Genomic DNA, 17,160 nt, shown 5'->3' with positions numbered 1-17,160 from the left:
GCCGGCCGAGGCCGGAGGCCGCCCACCCGGCCGGCACCCCGCGCTCAGAGCCGGCGCCAGCTCCAGGTGGTGGCGATCTCCAGCGGCTCGATCGGGGTGACATAGCGAGGGTCGGTGTTCAGCCCGTTCGGCGGGCCCGACTGCGGCTCCACACAGACCGCCTCGTCCTGCTCGTCGTAGATCACGACCCACTCGGAGCGGCTCTTCACCGTCAGCTCCAGCCGTTCCGGCCAGGTGAGGGTGACGTCGACGCCGTCCGGCATCCCGAAGCAGTCGTCCCACGGGCCGGGCAGGGGCGGAATCCGGCGGCCGGTCGGCAGGTGGTTCTCGCCGCGCTCCTCCTGCCAGGCGGCGTCGAAGTCGACACGGACCTCCTCGCCGGTGTCGAGGCGGCGGCGGAACCACGGGTGCCAGCCCGCCTGGGCCGGGAAGGAATCCCCGTACGTCTCGATGCCGAAGGTCAACGTGAGGGAGTCCTCGGCCAGTTCGAAGGTCTGGGTCACCCGGCCCGGGAACGGCCAGGGGTCGGCCAGATCGTAGTAGAACGACGCCTGCGTCCCACTCTCCAGGGCGGTGTGCCACGCCGTGTCGCGGCCGGTGCCGTGGATGGCGTGCGGAGGAGCGGTCAGCGGCAGCTGGTGGAGGACACCGCCGTCGCGGAACTGCCCGTTCTCGGTCCTCCCGCACCACGGCACCATCGGGAAGCAGCCGTACCGCTCCCCCTGCCGCAGTAGTTCGGTACCGCCGATCCGCAGGCTGCTGATACGGCAGCCGTTGGCGGGGTTCACGGTCAACTCTGTGTCGCCGACGGAGAGCCGGACGTCCTTCTCGCTACTGCTCACGGGACGACCCTACTGGCGCCGCTACCTCCGGCGCCGCAGCGCCCGGCTGACGACCACCGCCGAGGCGAGGGCCAGGGCCGCCGCCGGGGCGACCCAGCGCAGCGTCGCACCCGCACCGCCCGAATCCGGAGAGGGCACGGGGGCGTAACGACCGCGCGGCGGGGCGTGGTCGACCTCCTCCGCGCTGCGTCCGATCATGGTGCGCCGGGCGTGCGCGGCCTCGGCCGGAGGCCCGTCCGGCACGGTGAACTCGATTCCGGCAACCGGGTCGAGCGACGACGGCGGGACGGGCGCGTCGAACAGGGACTCCCCGTCCTGCGACGGCTCCCCGGTCTGCGAGGGCTCCCCGTCCGGCTCCGCGCCCCGCTCCCCCGGCTGCTCCACGCCCGGCGCCTCGTCCGGGGCGGCCTCATGCGTCGGCAGCGACTCGTCGGCGCCGCTCAGGGGCCCGGAACCGCTGAGCGGGGAACCGGCCGAGGGCTCGGGGCCCGTCTGGTCCGCCGCCTCGGCGGCCTCCTCGAGCGCCTTCTCCACGGCTTCCCCGACGGCCAGCTCATCGGCGGCGACCTCGGCGGCACCCGGCGTCTCCGGCGTGCCGGCGGAAGCACCGCCGCCGGACGCCCCCTCCTCCGGAGCCCCCGCCCCGCCGCCGGAAGCCCCCTCGCCCGAAGCCGCCGCGCCACCGGCGCCTCCCGCCCCGCCGCCCCACGCCTCGTCGGCCGCGCCCTCGCCCTGGGCGGCCAGTGACTCCGTCACGAGCTGCTGGGCGAACCGGTCCAGCAGGCGGTGGGCCGTCGACAGCGCCGCCGCCGGCTCCAGGTCCCGCAGGCGGCCGTCGCCGCTCGCCCCGCCCTCGAAGGCGATCGATGTGCCCTCGTCGCCCTCCGTCAGCCGGAGGGTCAGCGACAGCTTCACCGAGCCACCGCCCCGGGCCTCCGCGCCCTCGCCCTCCACCAGGACGGCGTGCACGGAGTCCACGTCGGGGTCACCCGGCAACGGCGTGAGGCGCAGCGCGCCCCGGTACGTGATGGTGTGGCCGCCTGCCCGGATTCTGAGCCGGCCCGCCAGGGGGCCCGCCGACGCGTCGGCGTCCTGCTGGAACCCCGGTACGCAGCGGGCGACCCGGACGGGGTCGCCCAGCGTCCGCCGCAGGGCCGGGACCGGAACCGGAACGAACACCTCATGCTCCATGGTGAAAGAGCCTACTCAGCCCCGGCCGTCCCGTCAGCGCTTCCGCACCCGCGACCGCCCCCGCACCCCGTCACCGCGGCCACCGGGACCGCGCCCTCACCGACCCTCCCAGTAGCGCGGGTGCACCAGCGTCGACGGGGCGAGGCCGGACAGCCGCCCGGCCTCCGCCCTGCGCCCCGCGTCCAGCAGCCCCGGCACGCTCAGGGAGCGCAGTGGGGGCGCGTCCGGGGCCAGACCGAGCGGGGGCGTCGCAGCCGTCCCGGCCAGCAGGAACCCCCAGCCGCGGTCCCCGTCCGCATCGCCCCCGGCCCGGTCGGGGCCGGCCGCGAAGCCCGACCGGCGCCCACTGATCCGATAGGGGCGCGGACGCAGCCCGGCGGCCCGCATGGAGGCGTCGACCGTCCAGTAGGTGCGCGGCCGGCCGACGGGCGGTCCCGCGTGCACCGCGAGCCGTCCGTCCGGCGCGAGGGCCTCGGCGACCAGGCCGTAGAACTCCGCCGAGTAGAGCTTCGTACTGGCGGAGATCCCGGGGGCGGGGAGGTCGGAGATCACCACGTCGTAGCGGTCGCGGGCAGTCCGCAGCCAGGTGAACGCGTCATCGGTCACCGTCGTCACGCGGGGGTCGTCCAGCGCGTGCGCGTTCAGCGCGGAGAGCGCGTGGTCCGTACGGGCCAGTCGGGTGACGGCCGGGTCCAGCTCGACCAGGGTCACGCTGCGCACGTCCGGGTAGCGCAGCACCTCCCGCGCCGCCAGCCCGTCCCCGCCGCCCAGGATCAGCACCCGGGCGTGGGTCCCGTTCATCGCCGGGTGCACCAGCGCCTCGTGGTAGCGGTACTCGTCGCGCGAGCTGACCCGCAGCCGCCCGTCGAGATAGAGGTCCAGGGAGCTGCGGCCGGCCCCGGTCAGCACGACCTCCTGCACATCGGTCTGCACGGCGACCCGCACCTGGTCCCCGTACACCGCGCGCCGCGCCGCCCGCTCGAAGTCGTCGGCCAGCAGCGCGGCGGTGGCCAGCACGGCGATCACCGTGACATTGGCGGCGATCAGCAGCCACCGCGCCCTGGGGGTCACGTCCCGCCGGAACACCCACAGCACCAGCGCCCCGCCCGCCGCCGCGTTCACCGCACCGGTCAGCAGCGCGCCGGAGAGCTGGCCGAGCATCGGCAGCAGCAGGAACGGGAAGGCGAGACCGCCGACGAGCGCGCCCACGTAGTCCGCCGCGAACAGATCGGCGACGGCCCCGCCCGCGTCCTGCCGGTCCACCCGCTGGATCAGCGTCATGAGCAGAGGGATCTCCGCGCCGATCAGGACGCCGATCGTCAGCGAGAACGCGACCAGCGCGTACCGCGACTCGCCGAACCAGGCGAACGACGCGTAGAGCACCAGCGCCGAAAAGCCGCCCACCAGGGCGAGTGCCGCCTCGATCAGCCCGAAGCCCACCGCCGCCCGGTCGCGTAAACGTTTCGCGAGCAGCGAGCCGATCCCCATCGCGAACACCATCACGGAGAGCACGACGGACGCCTGGGTGACCGAGTCACCGATCAAGTAGGAGGCGAGCGCCACCAGTTCCAGCTCGTACACCAGTCCGCAGGCGGCACAGACGAAGACGGCGGCCAGCACGAGGTACCGACCGGTCCTCGGCCGGACGGGAAGCCGCGCCGCGCCCCCTCGCAGCGACACCTGCTGGTCGATCATGCCGCGAACGCTACGTCACCGATCGCTCGCCGCTTGTCACCCACAAGGGTGTAAGTGGCGCACCTGCGGCGTGGCAGGCGTGCGTTACAGCGCCACCGCGGGTGTCCGCACGCCCACCCGGGTCCGCGTCACGACGAGCCGGCCCTCCTGCGGGTACGCGTGCCAGGTGCGCCACCGCACCTGGCCCTCGGTCCGCTGCGCGAGCATGGCGGTGAAGGCGTGCGGGCTGCCCGGAAACGTTCCGGCCAGGCCGTGCGGATGGTCGGCGACGAGCGCCAGCAGCTCCTGCGCGCGCCCGGCGAAGGAGCCCGCGTTCAGCGTCTCGACGCGGGCCGCGAACTCGTACTCCCAGTCACCGATCCGCTTGGCGACGCCCAGCGGCAGCGGGGTGCTGCTGCCGGGCATGCAGGCGACGGTCTCGGAACAGCTGCCCTGCTCCTCCTCGAGGAGCACCTGGTGGGAGGCGCCGAGCAGCCGCAGCTGCAGGGTGGCGCCGGCGAGTTCGAGGTCGAGGACGGCCAGCGCCGGGAGCGGTTCGCGCCCCAGGGCCCAGGCCAGATCGGCGGCACGGGTGTCGGAATAGGCCGTATGAAGGGTCGTGAGCATGGGTCGGCTCCGCAAACACATGGACACATGGACAGGGGACGCCCCCGCGTCGTGCGCGTGGGAGGTGGGAAGCGCCCGATCAGGTCCAACTGGGGTCCGAGGGCTGGATGTTCTCTCCCACGAGGGAATCACGAACTACGCCGCACTCACAGCGTTTTTGCCCAACTTGCCGGGGTTTCCATCCCCCTCGGGGGGCCTCCCGTTCACCTGTTCACCGCAGACCCGTGAGAGACCTCAACAAAAAGGAGCCCGGCGGGACTTGGCGCGTGAGCCGCGCGTCCCGCCGGGCCTCAGGGCGCGTTCGAGCTCACGCCCTCGCGGACCAACTGCCCCGTGTCAGCTGCCTCCGCCGCATCCGCCTCCGCCGCCGCAGGAGGAACCTCCGCCGCACGAGGACCCCCCGCCGCACGAGGACCCCCCGCCGCAGGAGTGGCCGCCCGAGTGCCCCCCGCTGCCGCAGGACGAGCCGCCGCCGCTGTCCCCGGCCCACCAGCTGCCCCCGGCGGCCGCGCCGCCCGCCGTACCCCGCCGCCTGCTGCGCGCCGGCGTACGCCCCCGCCCGCCGGCCCCCGCCAGCATCGCGACGAGGACGATCACCAGCACGACCAGAATCACCCCGACCAGCACACCGCCCATGACCTCACGTCCTTCCGTCCCCCGAAGCGAGGCCCCCCGCTCCGCGCCCTTCCGGCGTGCAGGGGAGATGCCCCCGCCGCCGTACGGCCAAAGCAGACTTGAGCAAGTCCAGAGCTTGCGCGCAGGATGGCGGCCATGACACACGGACGACCGCTGCTCAACCGCCGCCTCGCCGAGTTCGGCACGACGATCTTCGCGGAGATGTCCGCGCTGGCCGTCCGCACCGGAGCCATCAACCTCGGCCAGGGGTTCCCGGACACCGACGGCCCCGAGGAGATCCGCGAAGCCGCGGTGCGTGCCCTGCGCGCCGGGCACGGAAACCAGTACCCGCCCGGCCCCGGCGTTCCCGAGCTGCGCACCGCGATCACCGGCCACCAGCAGCGGCGCTACGGCCTGGCGTACGACCCCGACACGGAGGTACTGGTCACCGCGGGCGCCACCGAGGCCATCGCCGCCTCGCTCCTGGCGCTCCTGGAGCCCGGCGACGAGGTCATCGCGCTGGAGCCGTACTACGACTCGTACGCCGCCTGCATCGCGATGGCGGGCGCGACGCGCGTTCCCGTCACGCTGCGCCCCGACACCTCCGCGGGCACCTACCGGCTGGATCTCGACGAACTGCGGGCGGCGGTCACCCGGCGTACCCGGCTGCTGCTGATCAACACCCCGCACAACCCCACCGGCACCGTCCTCAGCCGCGAGGAACTGCACGCGATCGCGGAACTGGCCTGCGAGCACGACCTGCTCGTCGTCACCGACGAGGTCTACGAGCACCTGGTCTTCGAGGGCGAGCACCTGCCGCTGGCCGGCTTCCCCGGCATGCGCGACCGCACGGTCACCATCTCGTCCGCCGGAAAGACGTTCTCGTACACCGGCTGGAAAATCGGCTGGGTCACCGGGAGCGCCGAGCTGGTGACGGCTGTGCGCTCGGCGAAGCAGTATCTGACGTACGTCTCCGGCGGGCCCCTCCAGTACGCCGTCGCCGAGGCGCTGCGGCTGCCCGACAGCTTCTACGAGGAGCTGCGCGCGGACCTGCGCGCCAAGCGGGACCTGCTGTGCGCGGGCCTCGCCGAGGCCGGATTCGCGGTCTACCGGCCGGCCGGCACGTACTTCGTCACCACCGACATCCGCCCGCTCGACGCCACCGGCGACGGCATCGCGTTCTGCCGGGCGCTACCGGAACGCTGCGGCGTGGTGGCCGTCCCCAACGCCGTCTTCTACGACCACCGCGACCAGGGCGCACCCTTCGTCCGCTTCACGTTCTGCAAACGTACGGACGTGCTCCAGGAGGCCGTTTCCCGGCTGAAGCGGCTCTGACGCATGAGGAGGCCCGGCACGGGGTTCCCCGACCTGACCGCCTACCTGGGAGACCTCATGCGTGTGAGGGCTCAGGCGTCCGGAGCGGACTGCTCCGTGCCGTCCTCGGCCTTCTCCTCGGCCGGGGCCAGGCCCAGGCGCTCCAGCAGCCACTTGTCGAACTCGATGGAGGCGCGCACCCAGCTGACCGTCGAGGAGACGAAGTGCTCCAGGGAGACGCCGGTGCCGATGAGCATCTGCGCCTCACCGATCAGGCGGACCGAGGGACCGTCCTCCTCCGAACCCTCCTCGGGCTCGTGGGTGTGCGTGTAGACCTTGGGCCACAGGGTGCGGCGGTTCCAGTCGTCGATCGCGTCGAGGAGGACCGGGCGCTGGTCCGTGGCGTGCGGGCGGTCGTAGAACGTACGGACCGAGAAGACCTGCTGCTCGCCCTCGCCGCGGAACATGAAGTACGTGCGGAATTCCTCCCACGGCGCGGCGAGGTCGCCCTCGTCGTCGACGACGTACTTCAGCTCCATCTGGTCCAGCAGCTGCTTGACGAGGTCCTGGTCAGGGACGACGGGGCCCTCCGGTCCTGCCGCCTGCGGTTCGGGCTGAGCCCCGAAGTTAGGAATCGAGGACGGGTCGATAGACATCGCTGGTACTCCTGTGGATCTCGTGGTTTCCTGCCGACGACCCTAACCGCGTTTGGCCGTCGCGGCGTAGACCGCCCGGGCTACGCCTTCTCCGGAATCATCCCTGCCCCGGCGCCCCGCACCCGGGTCCAGGCCGCAGCGGTCAGGACGGCACAAACAACCCCCAGGAGCCCGGCGGCCCCGATGGTGGTCGCCGGGGAGCCGGTCAGCTCGGTCACGGCGCCCCCGGACGCCACACCGACGCCCTGCATGGCGATCATCCCCGACCGGGCGAGCCCCAGCGCCTGGCCCCGTCGGTCGGCCGGGGTCAGCAGGACGAAGGTGGCCCCGGCGGTGACCTGATACGCCGAGCACACCCCGGCGACGAACAGCAGGAGCATGGCTACTTCCGTACTGGGATCGAGCAGGTAACCGACCAGCGGCAGATTCGCGGCGACGGCCAGCGGGCCCAGCAGCCGACGCCGGGTCTCGTCCCCGATCCCCGGCCGTACGAGCACGGCCGCACCCAGCACCATGCCCGCCGGATGCGAGGCCAGCAGCAACCCCACCGCGTAGGCCCCGCCGCCTGCCTCGTCCGCGAATGGGGCGGCCAGCCCCTCCGGCAGGACGACGAAGCCGGCGAGCCAGCCCATGACGAGCAGCGAGCGGAGCCTGCGGTCCGACCAGATCAGTGCGGCGGCGGCGCCGACCTGCGCGCCGAGCTTCGCCGTCCGGGCCTCGGCGCTCGCGACCGGGCGGGCCTTCACCCCGAATCTGATGAGGGCGGCCGAGAGCAGGAAGGACGCTGCGTTCACCGCCAGCGAGCGGCTGCTGCCCAGCCACGCGACGAGCAGGCCACCCCCGGCGAATCCGACCAGCTGGCCGGCCTGATGGGTGATCTGCATGATCCGCTGGCCGCGCTCGTAGCGCTCGACGCCGAGCAGGGTGGGCAGCATCGCGCCCTGGGCCGCGCTGAACGGCGCCTCGGCCAGCTGTGCCAGCACCAGCAGTCCGGCTAGCAGCGGCAGCGGCATGCCCGGCAACGCCATCAGCCCGACCAGCACCATCCGGGTGAGATCGCAGGTGACCATGACCGTGCGCCGGGGAAACCGGTCCGCGAGGCCGGAGAGCAGTACTCCGGACAGCAGGGCCGGCAGGGTGGTCAGGGCATAGGTCGCCGCGGTCCATCCCGGTGATTTCGTACGCTCGAAAACTAGCAACGACAACGCCACGCGAGCCAGCTGGTCGCCCAGGATCGACTGAGCATAAGCAGACCAAATGGTACGGAATTCGCCAAGGTGAAAGAGATTGTCAGATCTGGACTTCTTGGGCCCGTTGTTTATCTCATCGCCTATCCGCTCGTTCATGCGCGCACGCTACCGGCCACCCGATTCGACCTCTAACCCCTGCGGTGGGAAGGCTGCCGCAGGTGAAGCGCGGTGTCCTGTTCGTGCGTGCACGCCAGGCCGCACGGCGTGGCTCCGTGCCCCGAACTCCCTTGCCAGAAGGGATGCGAGGGAGCCTTTGACCGTTGCCCGGAAGGAGTTGACGCACCCAGGACGAGCTCGGCCTTTGGCTCAATACCGATGTTGAAAAGTGGATCACACGGAGCGGGAATGTGACACCCGACTTCTCGGGTGTCACATTCCCGGCCGACCACACCTGCCGGCTGCTCTCTCAGCTCGCCGCGCCCACGATCAGGCCGTCCTCGAAGCGGTCCACGCGGACCGTGTCGCCGTCCGTGATCTCGCCCGCCAGGATCTCCTTCGCGAGCCGGTCGCCGATCGCCGTCTGGATGAGGCGGCGCAGCGGCCGGGCGCCGTACGCCGGGTCGTTGCCCTCCTCGGCCAGCCAGGCCAGGGCCTCCGGGGTGACCTCCAGGGTGAGCCGCCGGTCGGCCAGGCGCTTGGCGAGCCGGTCGATCTGGAGGCCCGCGATGTGCGCCAGCTCGTCGCCGGACAGGGCGGAGAAGACCACCAGGTCGTCCAGCCGGTTCAGGAACTCCGGCTTGAAGGAGGCCCGGACGACCTCCAGAACCTGGCGCTTCTTCTCCTCCGGTTTGACCAGGGGATCCGTCAGGTACTGGCTGCCGAGGTTGGACGTCAGGATCAGGATGGTGTTCCGGAAGTCCACCGTCCGGCCCTGTCCGTCGGTGAGCCGGCCGTCGTCCAGGACCTGGAGCAGGATGTCGAAGACCTCGGGGTGGGCCTTCTCGACCTCGTCCAGCAGGACGACGGTGTACGGGCGGCGGCGGACCGCCTCCGTGAGCTGGCCGCCCTCCTCGTAACCGACGTACCCGGGCGGAGCACCGACCAGGCGGGCGACGCTGTGCTTCTCGCTGTACTCGCTCATGTCGATGCGGACCATGGCCCGCTCGTCGTCGAAGAGGAAGTCCGCGAGGGCCTTCGCCAGTTCGGTCTTGCCGACACCGGTCGGGCCGAGGAACAGGAACGAGCCGGTCGGGCGGTCGGGGTCGGCGATGCCGGCGCGGGTGCGGCGCACCGCGTCCGACACGGCCTCCACGGCCTCGGTCTGCCCGATCAGGCGCTTGCCCAGCTCCGACTCCATGCGCAGCAGCTTCTGCGTCTCGCCCTCCAGAAGGCGGCCGGCCGGGATGCCGGTCCAGGCGCCCACGACATCGGCGATGTCGTCCGGCCCGACCTCTTCCTTGACCAGGGTCTCCTTGGGCTCGCGGGCGGCCTCCTGCTCGGCCTCGTCGGCCTCGGCCAGCTCGCGTTCCAGGCCGGGGATCTCCCCGTACAGCAGCTTCGACGCGGTGTCGAAGTCGCCGTCGCGCTGGGCGCGTTCGGCCTGGCCGCGCAGGTCGTCCAGGCGCTCCTTCAGCTCACCGACCCGGTTGAGGCCCTGCTTCTCCTTCTCCCAGCGGGCGTTGAGGCCGCGCAGCTCCTCCTCCTTGTCGGCGAGGTCGCGGCGCAGCTTCTCCAGGCGCTGCTTGGAGGCGGCGTCGGTCTCGTTCCTGAGGGCCAGCTCCTCCATGTGCAGCCGGTCGACGGAGCGCTGGAGCTCGTCGATCTCGACGGGCGAGGAGTCGATCTCCATGCGCAGCCGGGAGGCCGCCTCGTCCACGAGGTCGATGGCCTTGTCGGGGAGGAAGCGGGAGGTGATGTAGCGGTCGGACAGGGTCGCGGCGGCGACCAGGGACGCGTCCGCGATCTGGACCTTGTGGTGGGCCTCGTAACGCCCCTTGAGACCGCGGAGGATCGCGATGGTGTCCTCCACGGAGGGCTCGGCGACCAGCACCTGCTGGAAGCGCCGCTCCAGGGCGGGGTCCTTCTCGATCCGCTCGCGGTACTCGTCCAGCGTGGTCGCGCCGACCATCCGCAGCTCGCCGCGGGCCAGCATCGGCTTGAGCATGTTGCCCGCGTCCATCGCGGAGTCGCCGCCGGCGCCCGCGCCCACGACGGTGTGCAGCTCGTCGATGAACGTGATGATCTGGCCGTCGCTCTCCTTGATCTCGGAGAGGACGGTCTTCAGGCGCTCCTCGAACTCGCCGCGGTACTTCGCGCCCGCGACCATGGCGCCCAGGTCGAGCGAGACGAGCCGTTTGTCCTTGAGGGATTCGGGAACGTCGCCCTTCACGATGCGCTGGGCGAGCCCTTCGACCACGGCGGTCTTGCCGACGCCCGGCTCACCGATGAGCACCGGGTTGTTCTTGGTGCGCCGCGAGAGCACCTGGACGACGCGGCGGATCTCCTGGTCCCGGCCGATGACCGGGTCGAGCTTGCCCTCGCGCGCGGCGGCGGTGAAGTCCGTGCCGAATTTCTCCAGGGCCTTGTACTGGCCCTCCGGGTCGGGAGTGGTCACCCGGCGCCCTCCCCTGCTCTTCTCGAACGCGTCCAGCAGCTTCTTCGCACTGGCCCCCTGTCCGTCGAGGATCTCACCGGCACGGCCGCCCTTCGCGGCGATCCCGATCAGCAGGTGCTCGGTGGACACGTAGTCGTCGCCCAGCTCCTTGGCGCGCTGCGCGGCGTCCGCGACGACGGCCAGCAGCTCGCGGTTGGGCTGGGGCGGTGCGACGGTCGACCCGGTCACGCTGGGCTGCGCGGCCAGGAGCCGTTCCGTCTCGGCGCGTACGGCGATCTGGTCGGCCTCGACGGCGGCCAGCAGATCGACCAGATTCTCGTTGTCCTCGCCCGAGAGCAGCGCCAGCAGCAGATGCCCCGGGGTCAGATCGGGGTGCCCCTCCTTCACGGCCCTGCTGGTGGCCGCGTTGATGGCGTCCCTGCTCCTGTTGGTCAGCTCGGCGTCCACGTGCGCTGTCTCCTCCTTGCGATGACGAGTCCGTTCCCACTGCTGACACGGTCAACGTGTACAAAGTTGAGTCTATTCCACTCAAGGTAGCCCCCGCCAAGAGTTGAGCGCATTCCACTCAAGGCGAAAACGCGGCCCTGTCCCCTCTCCGAGTGAAGCGGCCACCCCTCGTACCCGCCACCGCAGCGCGCATGGGCCCGCATACGCTGGGGCCATGGCAGTCGACGTACACCAGCCGAGCCCCGAGTACCTCGCGTTCTGGCGCGAGAACCACGTGTGCACGCTCACCACGCCCCGCCCGGACGGCACGCCGCACGTGGTCCCGGTGTGTGTGACGTACGACCCCGAGGCGGGTCTCGCCCGGGTCATCACCAACAAGCACAGCCGCAAGGTGGCCAACATCCTGGCCGCGGGCCCGGACGGCGCCCGGGTCGCGGCGTGCCAGGTGCATCGCCGCCGCTGGGCGACCCTGGAGGGCGTGGCCAGGATCAGCACGGACCCGGAGCGCGTCGCGGAGGCCGTACGCCGCCACACGGAGCGCTACGACCGGGTTCCGTCCCCCAACCCGGACCGGGTCGTCATCGAGATCACCCTGGACCGGGCGCTGGGCCGCGGCTGAGCGTGCCGCCCGCGGACAAAGCACAACGGCGCCACCGTGTTCAGGTCACGGTGGCGCCGTTGTGTGGGGGAAGTGACTGAGCGACGTGGAACGACGGGGGATCGCTCAGGCACTGTGGGGGGTGGCGGCAATGGTTTCGGGCTCGAACAGCTGGTGGTCACGCTGTGCGAGATTCACAAAGATCATGTCGTACCGGATGGCACAGCGCACCGGCTGCGGCGCGCCCCGCGGCTTGCGCAGACAACGGTAGGCACGGACCTCACCGTCGTCCTCGCGGGCGACGACGACCGGGTCACCGAACAGGGTGACCATCAACGAATCACCACGGTGGGGCAGTGCCGTGACGAGATCGATGAAATGCCACCCTGACCGGTAGGCGGTCGCCATCTCGCGCCTGAAGGTGCGATCGTCCGGGGGAGTGGTCATGTCAGGCGCCCGCACCGGTCGACGCAGCCGAGGCAATGTCCGAACCGGCGGGCGCGACGGTCCAGCCGATGTCCGACTTGGCGGGCGAGACGGTCCAGCCGATGTCCCCGGCAGAGGCGGCGCCGATGCTGACCTGCTCAAAGCCGCTGCCGCCCAACAGTCCTATGCCCAGGGCCGCAACGAACGACGCGGCAAGCGCCGAGCGAAGCATTCGCTTATACATAGTCGGCTTCGTCCTCACTTGTGGATTCCTCTCCCCCGCATCAAAAACGATGTCTCACGGGGGCACGCAAGCACCACTGAGGAGATGCATCATGTTCCTGTATGTTCATGAACCTGGGGGGTGAAGATATGGCCACAATAAGCACGAAACCGGCACATCCTCATGGGATCACCGAACTTTGCCAGGCCGGGGAGCACCTTTACGCCAGCGCGTTGCGCGTGGGACGCATAGCGCGGGCGGACATCGAACCGGCTCCCTGCCTCGTAGATTTCGCTCTGCTTCACCCCGACCCGGATGACCCGGCGTGGCTCCGGCCAGTCCCGCCTTCGGTCGCGCTGGCCCAGCACCTGCAGCCCCTGGAACGGGAGATCCTTGAGCGCCGCAGGCATACGGTCCAGCTGACCGAGTCATTCGAGCCATTTATGGACATCAGCACCCAGGGCCCTCCCGTCACCCACGCGATCACCGTGCTGGAGGGCGTCAACCGGATCAACGCCGCGCTCGACCAGGCCACGGCGGAGTGCCACACGGAAGTCCTCACGGTCCAGCCCGGCGGGGGACGCATCGAGGACCGTCTCAGCAAATCGCTGGACCGCGGCCTCTCGGTCGTCCAGCGCGGTGTCCGGATGCGTACCCTCTATCAGCACACCGTGCGGCACAGCCCCAGCACACTCGCGTACGCGGAGCGCATGGCGGACAGCGACGTGGAGATCCGGACACTTGAGGAGCTCATCGAGCGCCTGATCGTGTTCGACCGGACGGTGGCCTTCATCCCTGCCCAGGACGACCGTCAAGTCGCTCTGGAACTGCGCCATCCCGGACTCGTCGAGTACCTGGCCAACGTGTTCGAGCAGCTCTGGACGCGGGCGGCTCCCTTGCGGGAGGAGATCAAATACGAACCGACTCGACTGGGGATCAGCGGGGTTCAGCACTCCATCGCCCAGCTGCTCGTCGAGGGACACGTCGACGACTCGATCGCCCGTCGGCTCGGTATGAACGTCCGTACTTGCCGGGCCCATGTCGCCAAGCTCGCTGCCGCGCTCGGCAGCACCAGCCGCGCCCAACTCGGCTATCTGATCGCCCGGTCAGGAATCCTGGACCAGGATTCCTGACCGGCCGGCCCCAAAGATCCCCACCCCCCGGGCCGGTCGGGCACGCCACGCAATGGGGGAGAGCGTGGCCACGCCCTTGATCAGCCGGGAGAGTTCCCGGCTCCCCCGACACCTCCACACTGGCCCGGGAACTAGGCTGGCACCACCGTCATCTTGCTGCACTGCCAAAAGTGGGGGGTCACGAATGGGCAAGGACGAGGGCATATCGCATCAGCCGCACGGTGATCTCGAACTGTGCGATGCCGGCGTCAGGATCTACACCGAAGCGCTCAGAGTCGGCCGGCTGCCCCGCTCCGCTCTCGAACCCGTCCCGTGCCTCGCCGAGTTGGCCCTCGTCCACCCCGATCCCCAGGACGATGGCTGGATCCGGCCGGTCCCTCCGTCCGCGGCGCTCGCCCATCTGCTCCAGCCCGTCACCCGGGAGATCCACCAGCGCATACGGCTCTCCGCCGCCCTGGCCGACTCCCTGGCCCCCCTGGCCTCCGTCGCCAGCACCGACCCCAACCTCGCCATCACCGTTCTCGAGGGCCTCCCGCTGATCGAGGCAGCCATCCAGAACGCCACGGACGGCGCACGGGAGGAGGTCCTGACCCTCCAGCCCAGTGGCAACCGCCCCGTGGACCAGCTCAAGAAGGCGCTGGACCGGGCACTGTCCATGGCCGGCCGGGGCGTGACACTGCGTCACATCTACCAGCACCCGGCCCGGTACAGCCCGGCCATCAAGGCGTACCTGGACGACATACCGCCGGGCTTCATCCAGGTACGCACTATCGAGCAGACCGTCGAGCGCCTCTTCGTCTTCGACCGCACCGTCGCCTTCATCCCGGCCAGTCCGCGGCGCGACATCGCCCTGGAGATCCGCCACCCCGCACTCGTGCGCTACCTGATCCAGGTGTACGAGGTGCTGTGGGCCCAGGCCAAGCCGCTGACGGCCCCCCTCCAGGCGCCCACGCACGACGTCCCGATCACCGCCACCCAACTGAGCATCGCCCGGCTCCTCGTCGAGGGCAACACCGACCAGGTCGTGGCCCGCAAGCTGGCCATCAGCGTCCGCACCTGCCGCGCCCACATCGCCAAACTCATGCACACCCTCGACGCCACCAGCCGGACCCACCTCGGCGCCCTGCTCGTCCAGTCCGGCATCGTGGAAGGCGCCGGGGAATGACCGTCCCGGCGACGCACCCCCACAGCGACCGGGAACTCTGCGAAGCCGCCCTCGCCCTCTACGGGGACGCCCTCGCCGCCGGCCGCATCGCCCGCAGTGCCACGGAGCCCGCCCCCTGTCTCACCGGCCTCGGCCTGCTCATCCCCGACCCCCGGAACGAGGCGTGGCTGCGCCCCGTGCCGCCGTCCGCGGTCCTGGGGCAACTGCTCAGCCCCCTCAGCCGGGAGATCGACGCACGGCTCCGGCTGACGACCGAGCTGACCCGCTCCCTGCTGCCGCTGCTCGCGGGCGCCGACGAGGACCCCAACCGTTCGATCACCGTGATCGAAGGCCCCGCCCGGATACGCGCCACGCTCCACAACGCCTCGCAGGCGGCCAGGGAGGAGGTCCTGACCGCCCAGCCCGGCGGCAACCGTCTGGCCCACAACATGCGCCAGGGCCGGACGAACGCGGAGTTCGTGCTCGCGGCGGGCGGACGGCTCAGGCATCTCTACCAGCACTCGGCGCGCTACAGCCCTCGGCTCAAGGAGTACCTGGCGGAGATCCCGTCCGGCCGCCTCCAGATCCGCACGATGGAGCAGAGCGTGGGCCGCATGCTCGTCTTCGACCGGGCGGTCGCCTATCTCCCCGCCGACCCCGACGGCAGCGCCGCCCTGGAGATCCGCCACCCCGCCCTCGTGCGCTACCTGGCCGGCGTTTACGAAACGCTCTGGGCCCGTGCCACACCCTTCGGCGACCCCCTGCCCACCACCGCCCCCGGCGCCCCCGTCACCGCCGTCCAGCAGAGCATCGCCCGCCTCCTCGTCGACGGCTGCACCGACCAGGCCGCCGCCGAGAAGCTCGGCATCAGCATCCGCACCTGCCGCGCCCACATCGCCAAACTCATGCACACCCTCGACGCCACCAGCCGCACCCACCTCGGCGCCCTGCTCATCCGCTCCGGCATCGTGGAGCCCACCCGATGACCCTGCCCACCGAACACGGCCACGGCGGAAGCGAACCGTGCGACGAGGCCATCGGCCTGTACACACAGGCGCTCACCCAGGGCAGCATCGCCCGGTCCGCCGCCGCGCACGTACCCTGCCTCGCCGACGGCGCCCTGCTCGTCCCCGACCCCCACGACAGTCTCCGGCTGCGCCCCGTACCGCCCACCGCCGGCCTGGCGCACCTGCTGCATCCGCTCGCCCGCCAAGTCCTCGACCAGGTACGTGCGATCGACCTGCTGGCGAAGTCCCTCGTCCCCCTCACCTCGGCGAACCGGGGACCCGTCCTCCTCGTCACGCTCCACGGACGGTCGGCCATCCAGGCGTCCATCAACGGCTCCGCGCACGATGCCCGGGACGAGATCCTGACCATCCAGCCCGGCAGCACCCGTACACCGGAACAGCTCCAGATCGCGCTGTCGGGGACACTGCCCACGGTCGCACGGGGCGTCCGCGTCCGGCACATCTACCAGCACTCCGCGCGCTACAGCACCGGCCTCAGGGAGTACGTGGCCCAGCTGCCCAGCGGACTCCTGGAGGTCCGCACCGTGGAACGGGCCATCGACCGTCTCATCGTCTTCGACCGGACCGTCGCGTACCTCCCCGCCGACCCCGACGGCAGCGCCGCCCTGGAGATCCGCCACCCCGCCCTGGTGCGCTCCCTCGCCGCCATCTACGAAACCCTCTGGGCCGGAGCCACGCCCTTCACCCAGCACCTCCCCGCCGCCCTGCCCGGCGCCCCCGTCACCGCCGTCCAGCAGAGCATCGCCCGCCTCCTCGTCGACGGCTGCACCGACCAGGCCGCCGCCGAGAAGCTCGGCATCAGCATCCGCACCTGCCGCGCCCACATCGCCAAACTCATGCACACCCTCGACGCCACCAGCCGCACCCACCTCGGCGCCCTGCTCATCCGCTCCGGCATCGTGGAGGGGCCCGCCGCCCCCGTACCGGCGGACAACGCGAACCGGCCCGCCACGCCGGGACAACCGGGGTGACGGGCCGCGTGGCGCGGGGTCAGTCCTTCGGGCGCTTGGGGCGCCAGACCACCAGGGCGCTGGTCTGCTGCACGTCCTGATACGGGACCAGGTCGCGCCGGTACGAGGCGTGGACCTGGGCCTCGCGCTGCTGCATGGCGGCCGCGGCTCCGTCCACGGCCGCCGAGAGTTCGGCGACGCGCTGCTGGAGCGCCGCGACCTGGTTCTCCAGCTCGATGATGCGCTTGATGCCGGCGAGGTTGATGCCCTCGTCCTGCGACAGCTGCTGCACCGTACGCAACAGCTCGATGTCGCGGGCCGAGTAGCGCCGGCCGCGTCCGGCCGTGCGGTCCGGGGAGACCAGGCCGAGGCGGTCGTACTGGCGCAGTGTCTGCGGATGCAGGCCCGAGAGCTGGGCCGCGATCGAGATCACGTACACCGGGGACTCGTCGGTCAGTTCGTAAGGATTACGCCGTCGGCCGTCCACC

General features: G+C 71.3%; 17 protein-coding genes. 6 read left to right on the top strand and 11 right to left on the bottom strand.

What is annotated here, in order from left to right; translation table 11 throughout:
- Positions 1 to 44 precede the first annotated feature (44 nt).
- From ABZ565_RS18745 to ABZ565_RS18725, 5 genes are all read right to left on the bottom strand, one after another.
- Positions 45 to 842, bottom strand: a complete 798-nt coding sequence (locus ABZ565_RS18745; RefSeq protein ID WP_361027643.1) for an aldose 1-epimerase — start codon at positions 840 to 842, stop codon at positions 45 to 47.
- A 21-nt stretch (positions 843 to 863) separates the two neighbouring features.
- Positions 864 to 2,021, bottom strand: a complete 1,158-nt coding sequence (locus tag ABZ565_RS18740; protein ID WP_361028020.1) for an SRPBCC domain-containing protein — start codon at positions 2,019 to 2,021, stop codon at positions 864 to 866.
- Between the two features lie 108 nt (positions 2,022 to 2,129).
- Complete coding sequence (locus ABZ565_RS18735; RefSeq protein ID WP_361027640.1) at positions 2,130 to 3,728, bottom strand: polyamine aminopropyltransferase; 1,599 nt, start codon at positions 3,726 to 3,728, stop codon at positions 2,130 to 2,132.
- Positions 3,729 to 3,812: 84 nt separating this feature from the next.
- The gene (locus tag ABZ565_RS18730) at positions 3,813 to 4,334 is read right to left on the bottom strand and encodes a DUF2617 family protein (RefSeq protein WP_361027638.1); all 522 of its coding nucleotides are present in this window, start codon (positions 4,332 to 4,334) and stop codon (positions 3,813 to 3,815) included.
- A 336-nt stretch (positions 4,335 to 4,670) separates the two neighbouring features.
- Positions 4,671 to 4,970 (bottom strand): hypothetical protein, encoded by a 300-nt coding sequence (locus tag ABZ565_RS18725; RefSeq protein ID WP_361027636.1) that lies wholly within the window; start codon positions 4,968 to 4,970, stop codon positions 4,671 to 4,673.
- Between the two features lie 135 nt (positions 4,971 to 5,105).
- Between ABZ565_RS18725 and ABZ565_RS18720 the strand changes: the two genes are divergently transcribed.
- On the top strand, positions 5,106 to 6,284 hold the full coding sequence (locus ABZ565_RS18720; protein ID WP_361027633.1) for a pyridoxal phosphate-dependent aminotransferase: 1,179 nt from the start codon (positions 5,106 to 5,108) through the stop codon (positions 6,282 to 6,284).
- A gap of 71 nt (positions 6,285 to 6,355) precedes the next feature.
- On the opposite strand, the gene ABZ565_RS18715 is transcribed toward ABZ565_RS18720, so the two are convergent.
- The 3 genes from ABZ565_RS18715 to clpB all read right to left on the bottom strand — a co-directional run bounded on the left by ABZ565_RS18715 (position 6,356) and on the right by clpB (position 11,170).
- The gene (locus ABZ565_RS18715) at positions 6,356 to 6,919 is read right to left on the bottom strand and encodes a YbjN domain-containing protein (protein WP_361027630.1); all 564 of its coding nucleotides are present in this window, start codon (positions 6,917 to 6,919) and stop codon (positions 6,356 to 6,358) included.
- A gap of 80 nt (positions 6,920 to 6,999) precedes the next feature.
- A complete protein-coding gene (locus ABZ565_RS18710) occupies positions 7,000 to 8,265 on the bottom strand; it encodes an MFS transporter (protein WP_361027627.1) in 1,266 nt (421 codons plus the stop codon).
- Positions 8,266 to 8,575: 310 nt separating this feature from the next.
- On the bottom strand, positions 8,576 to 11,170 hold the full coding sequence (gene clpB / locus ABZ565_RS18705) for an ATP-dependent chaperone ClpB (RefSeq protein WP_361027625.1): 2,595 nt from the start codon (positions 11,168 to 11,170) through the stop codon (positions 8,576 to 8,578).
- Positions 11,171 to 11,384: 214 nt separating this feature from the next.
- Between clpB and ABZ565_RS18700 the strand changes: the two genes are divergently transcribed.
- Positions 11,385 to 11,789: a TIGR03618 family F420-dependent PPOX class oxidoreductase gene (locus ABZ565_RS18700; protein WP_361027622.1), complete on the top strand. Its 405-nt coding sequence runs from the start codon at positions 11,385 to 11,387 to the stop codon at positions 11,787 to 11,789.
- A gap of 105 nt (positions 11,790 to 11,894) precedes the next feature.
- Here the strand turns inward: ABZ565_RS18700 and ABZ565_RS18695 are convergent, their stop codons facing one another.
- Positions 11,895 to 12,215, bottom strand: coding sequence for a hypothetical protein (locus tag ABZ565_RS18695; protein ID WP_018102083.1), 321 nt, complete (start codon positions 12,213 to 12,215; stop codon positions 11,895 to 11,897).
- Position 12,216: 1 nt separating this feature from the next.
- On the bottom strand, positions 12,217 to 12,426 hold the full coding sequence (locus tag ABZ565_RS18690; RefSeq protein ID WP_361027618.1) for a hypothetical protein: 210 nt from the start codon (positions 12,424 to 12,426) through the stop codon (positions 12,217 to 12,219).
- Between the two features lie 140 nt (positions 12,427 to 12,566).
- Between ABZ565_RS18690 and ABZ565_RS18685 the strand changes: the two genes are divergently transcribed.
- The 4 genes from ABZ565_RS18685 to ABZ565_RS18670 all read left to right on the top strand — a co-directional run bounded on the left by ABZ565_RS18685 (position 12,567) and on the right by ABZ565_RS18670 (position 16,693).
- Positions 12,567 to 13,550 carry a helix-turn-helix transcriptional regulator gene (locus ABZ565_RS18685; RefSeq protein WP_361028017.1) on the top strand — a complete coding sequence of 328 codons (984 nt, stop codon included), beginning with the start codon at positions 12,567 to 12,569 and terminating at the stop codon, positions 13,548 to 13,550.
- 184 nt (positions 13,551 to 13,734) lie between these two features.
- Positions 13,735 to 14,715 (top strand): LuxR C-terminal-related transcriptional regulator, encoded by a 981-nt coding sequence (locus ABZ565_RS18680; RefSeq protein WP_361027615.1) that lies wholly within the window; start codon positions 13,735 to 13,737, stop codon positions 14,713 to 14,715.
- Positions 14,712 to 15,680 carry a LuxR C-terminal-related transcriptional regulator gene (locus ABZ565_RS18675; protein WP_361027612.1) on the top strand — a complete coding sequence of 323 codons (969 nt, stop codon included), beginning with the start codon at positions 14,712 to 14,714 and terminating at the stop codon, positions 15,678 to 15,680. Before ABZ565_RS18680 ends, ABZ565_RS18675 begins: the two co-directional genes overlap by 4 nt.
- Positions 15,677 to 16,693, top strand: coding sequence for a LuxR C-terminal-related transcriptional regulator (locus tag ABZ565_RS18670; RefSeq protein WP_361027609.1), 1,017 nt, complete (start codon positions 15,677 to 15,679; stop codon positions 16,691 to 16,693). Before ABZ565_RS18675 ends, ABZ565_RS18670 begins: the two co-directional genes overlap by 4 nt.
- A gap of 19 nt (positions 16,694 to 16,712) precedes the next feature.
- On the opposite strand, the gene ABZ565_RS18665 is transcribed toward ABZ565_RS18670, so the two are convergent.
- A complete protein-coding gene (locus ABZ565_RS18665; protein ID WP_018522258.1) occupies positions 16,713 to 17,159 on the bottom strand; it encodes a helix-turn-helix domain-containing protein in 447 nt (148 codons plus the stop codon).
- Between the last annotated feature and the right edge of the window lies 1 nt (position 17,160).

Source organism: Streptomyces sp. NPDC016469 (assembly GCF_040632905.1).
Lineage (GTDB): Bacteria > Actinomycetota > Actinomycetes > Streptomycetales > Streptomycetaceae > Streptomyces.
Note: the sequence above shows the minus strand (reverse complement) of the source record. Positions and strands in the feature narration are given on the sequence as shown.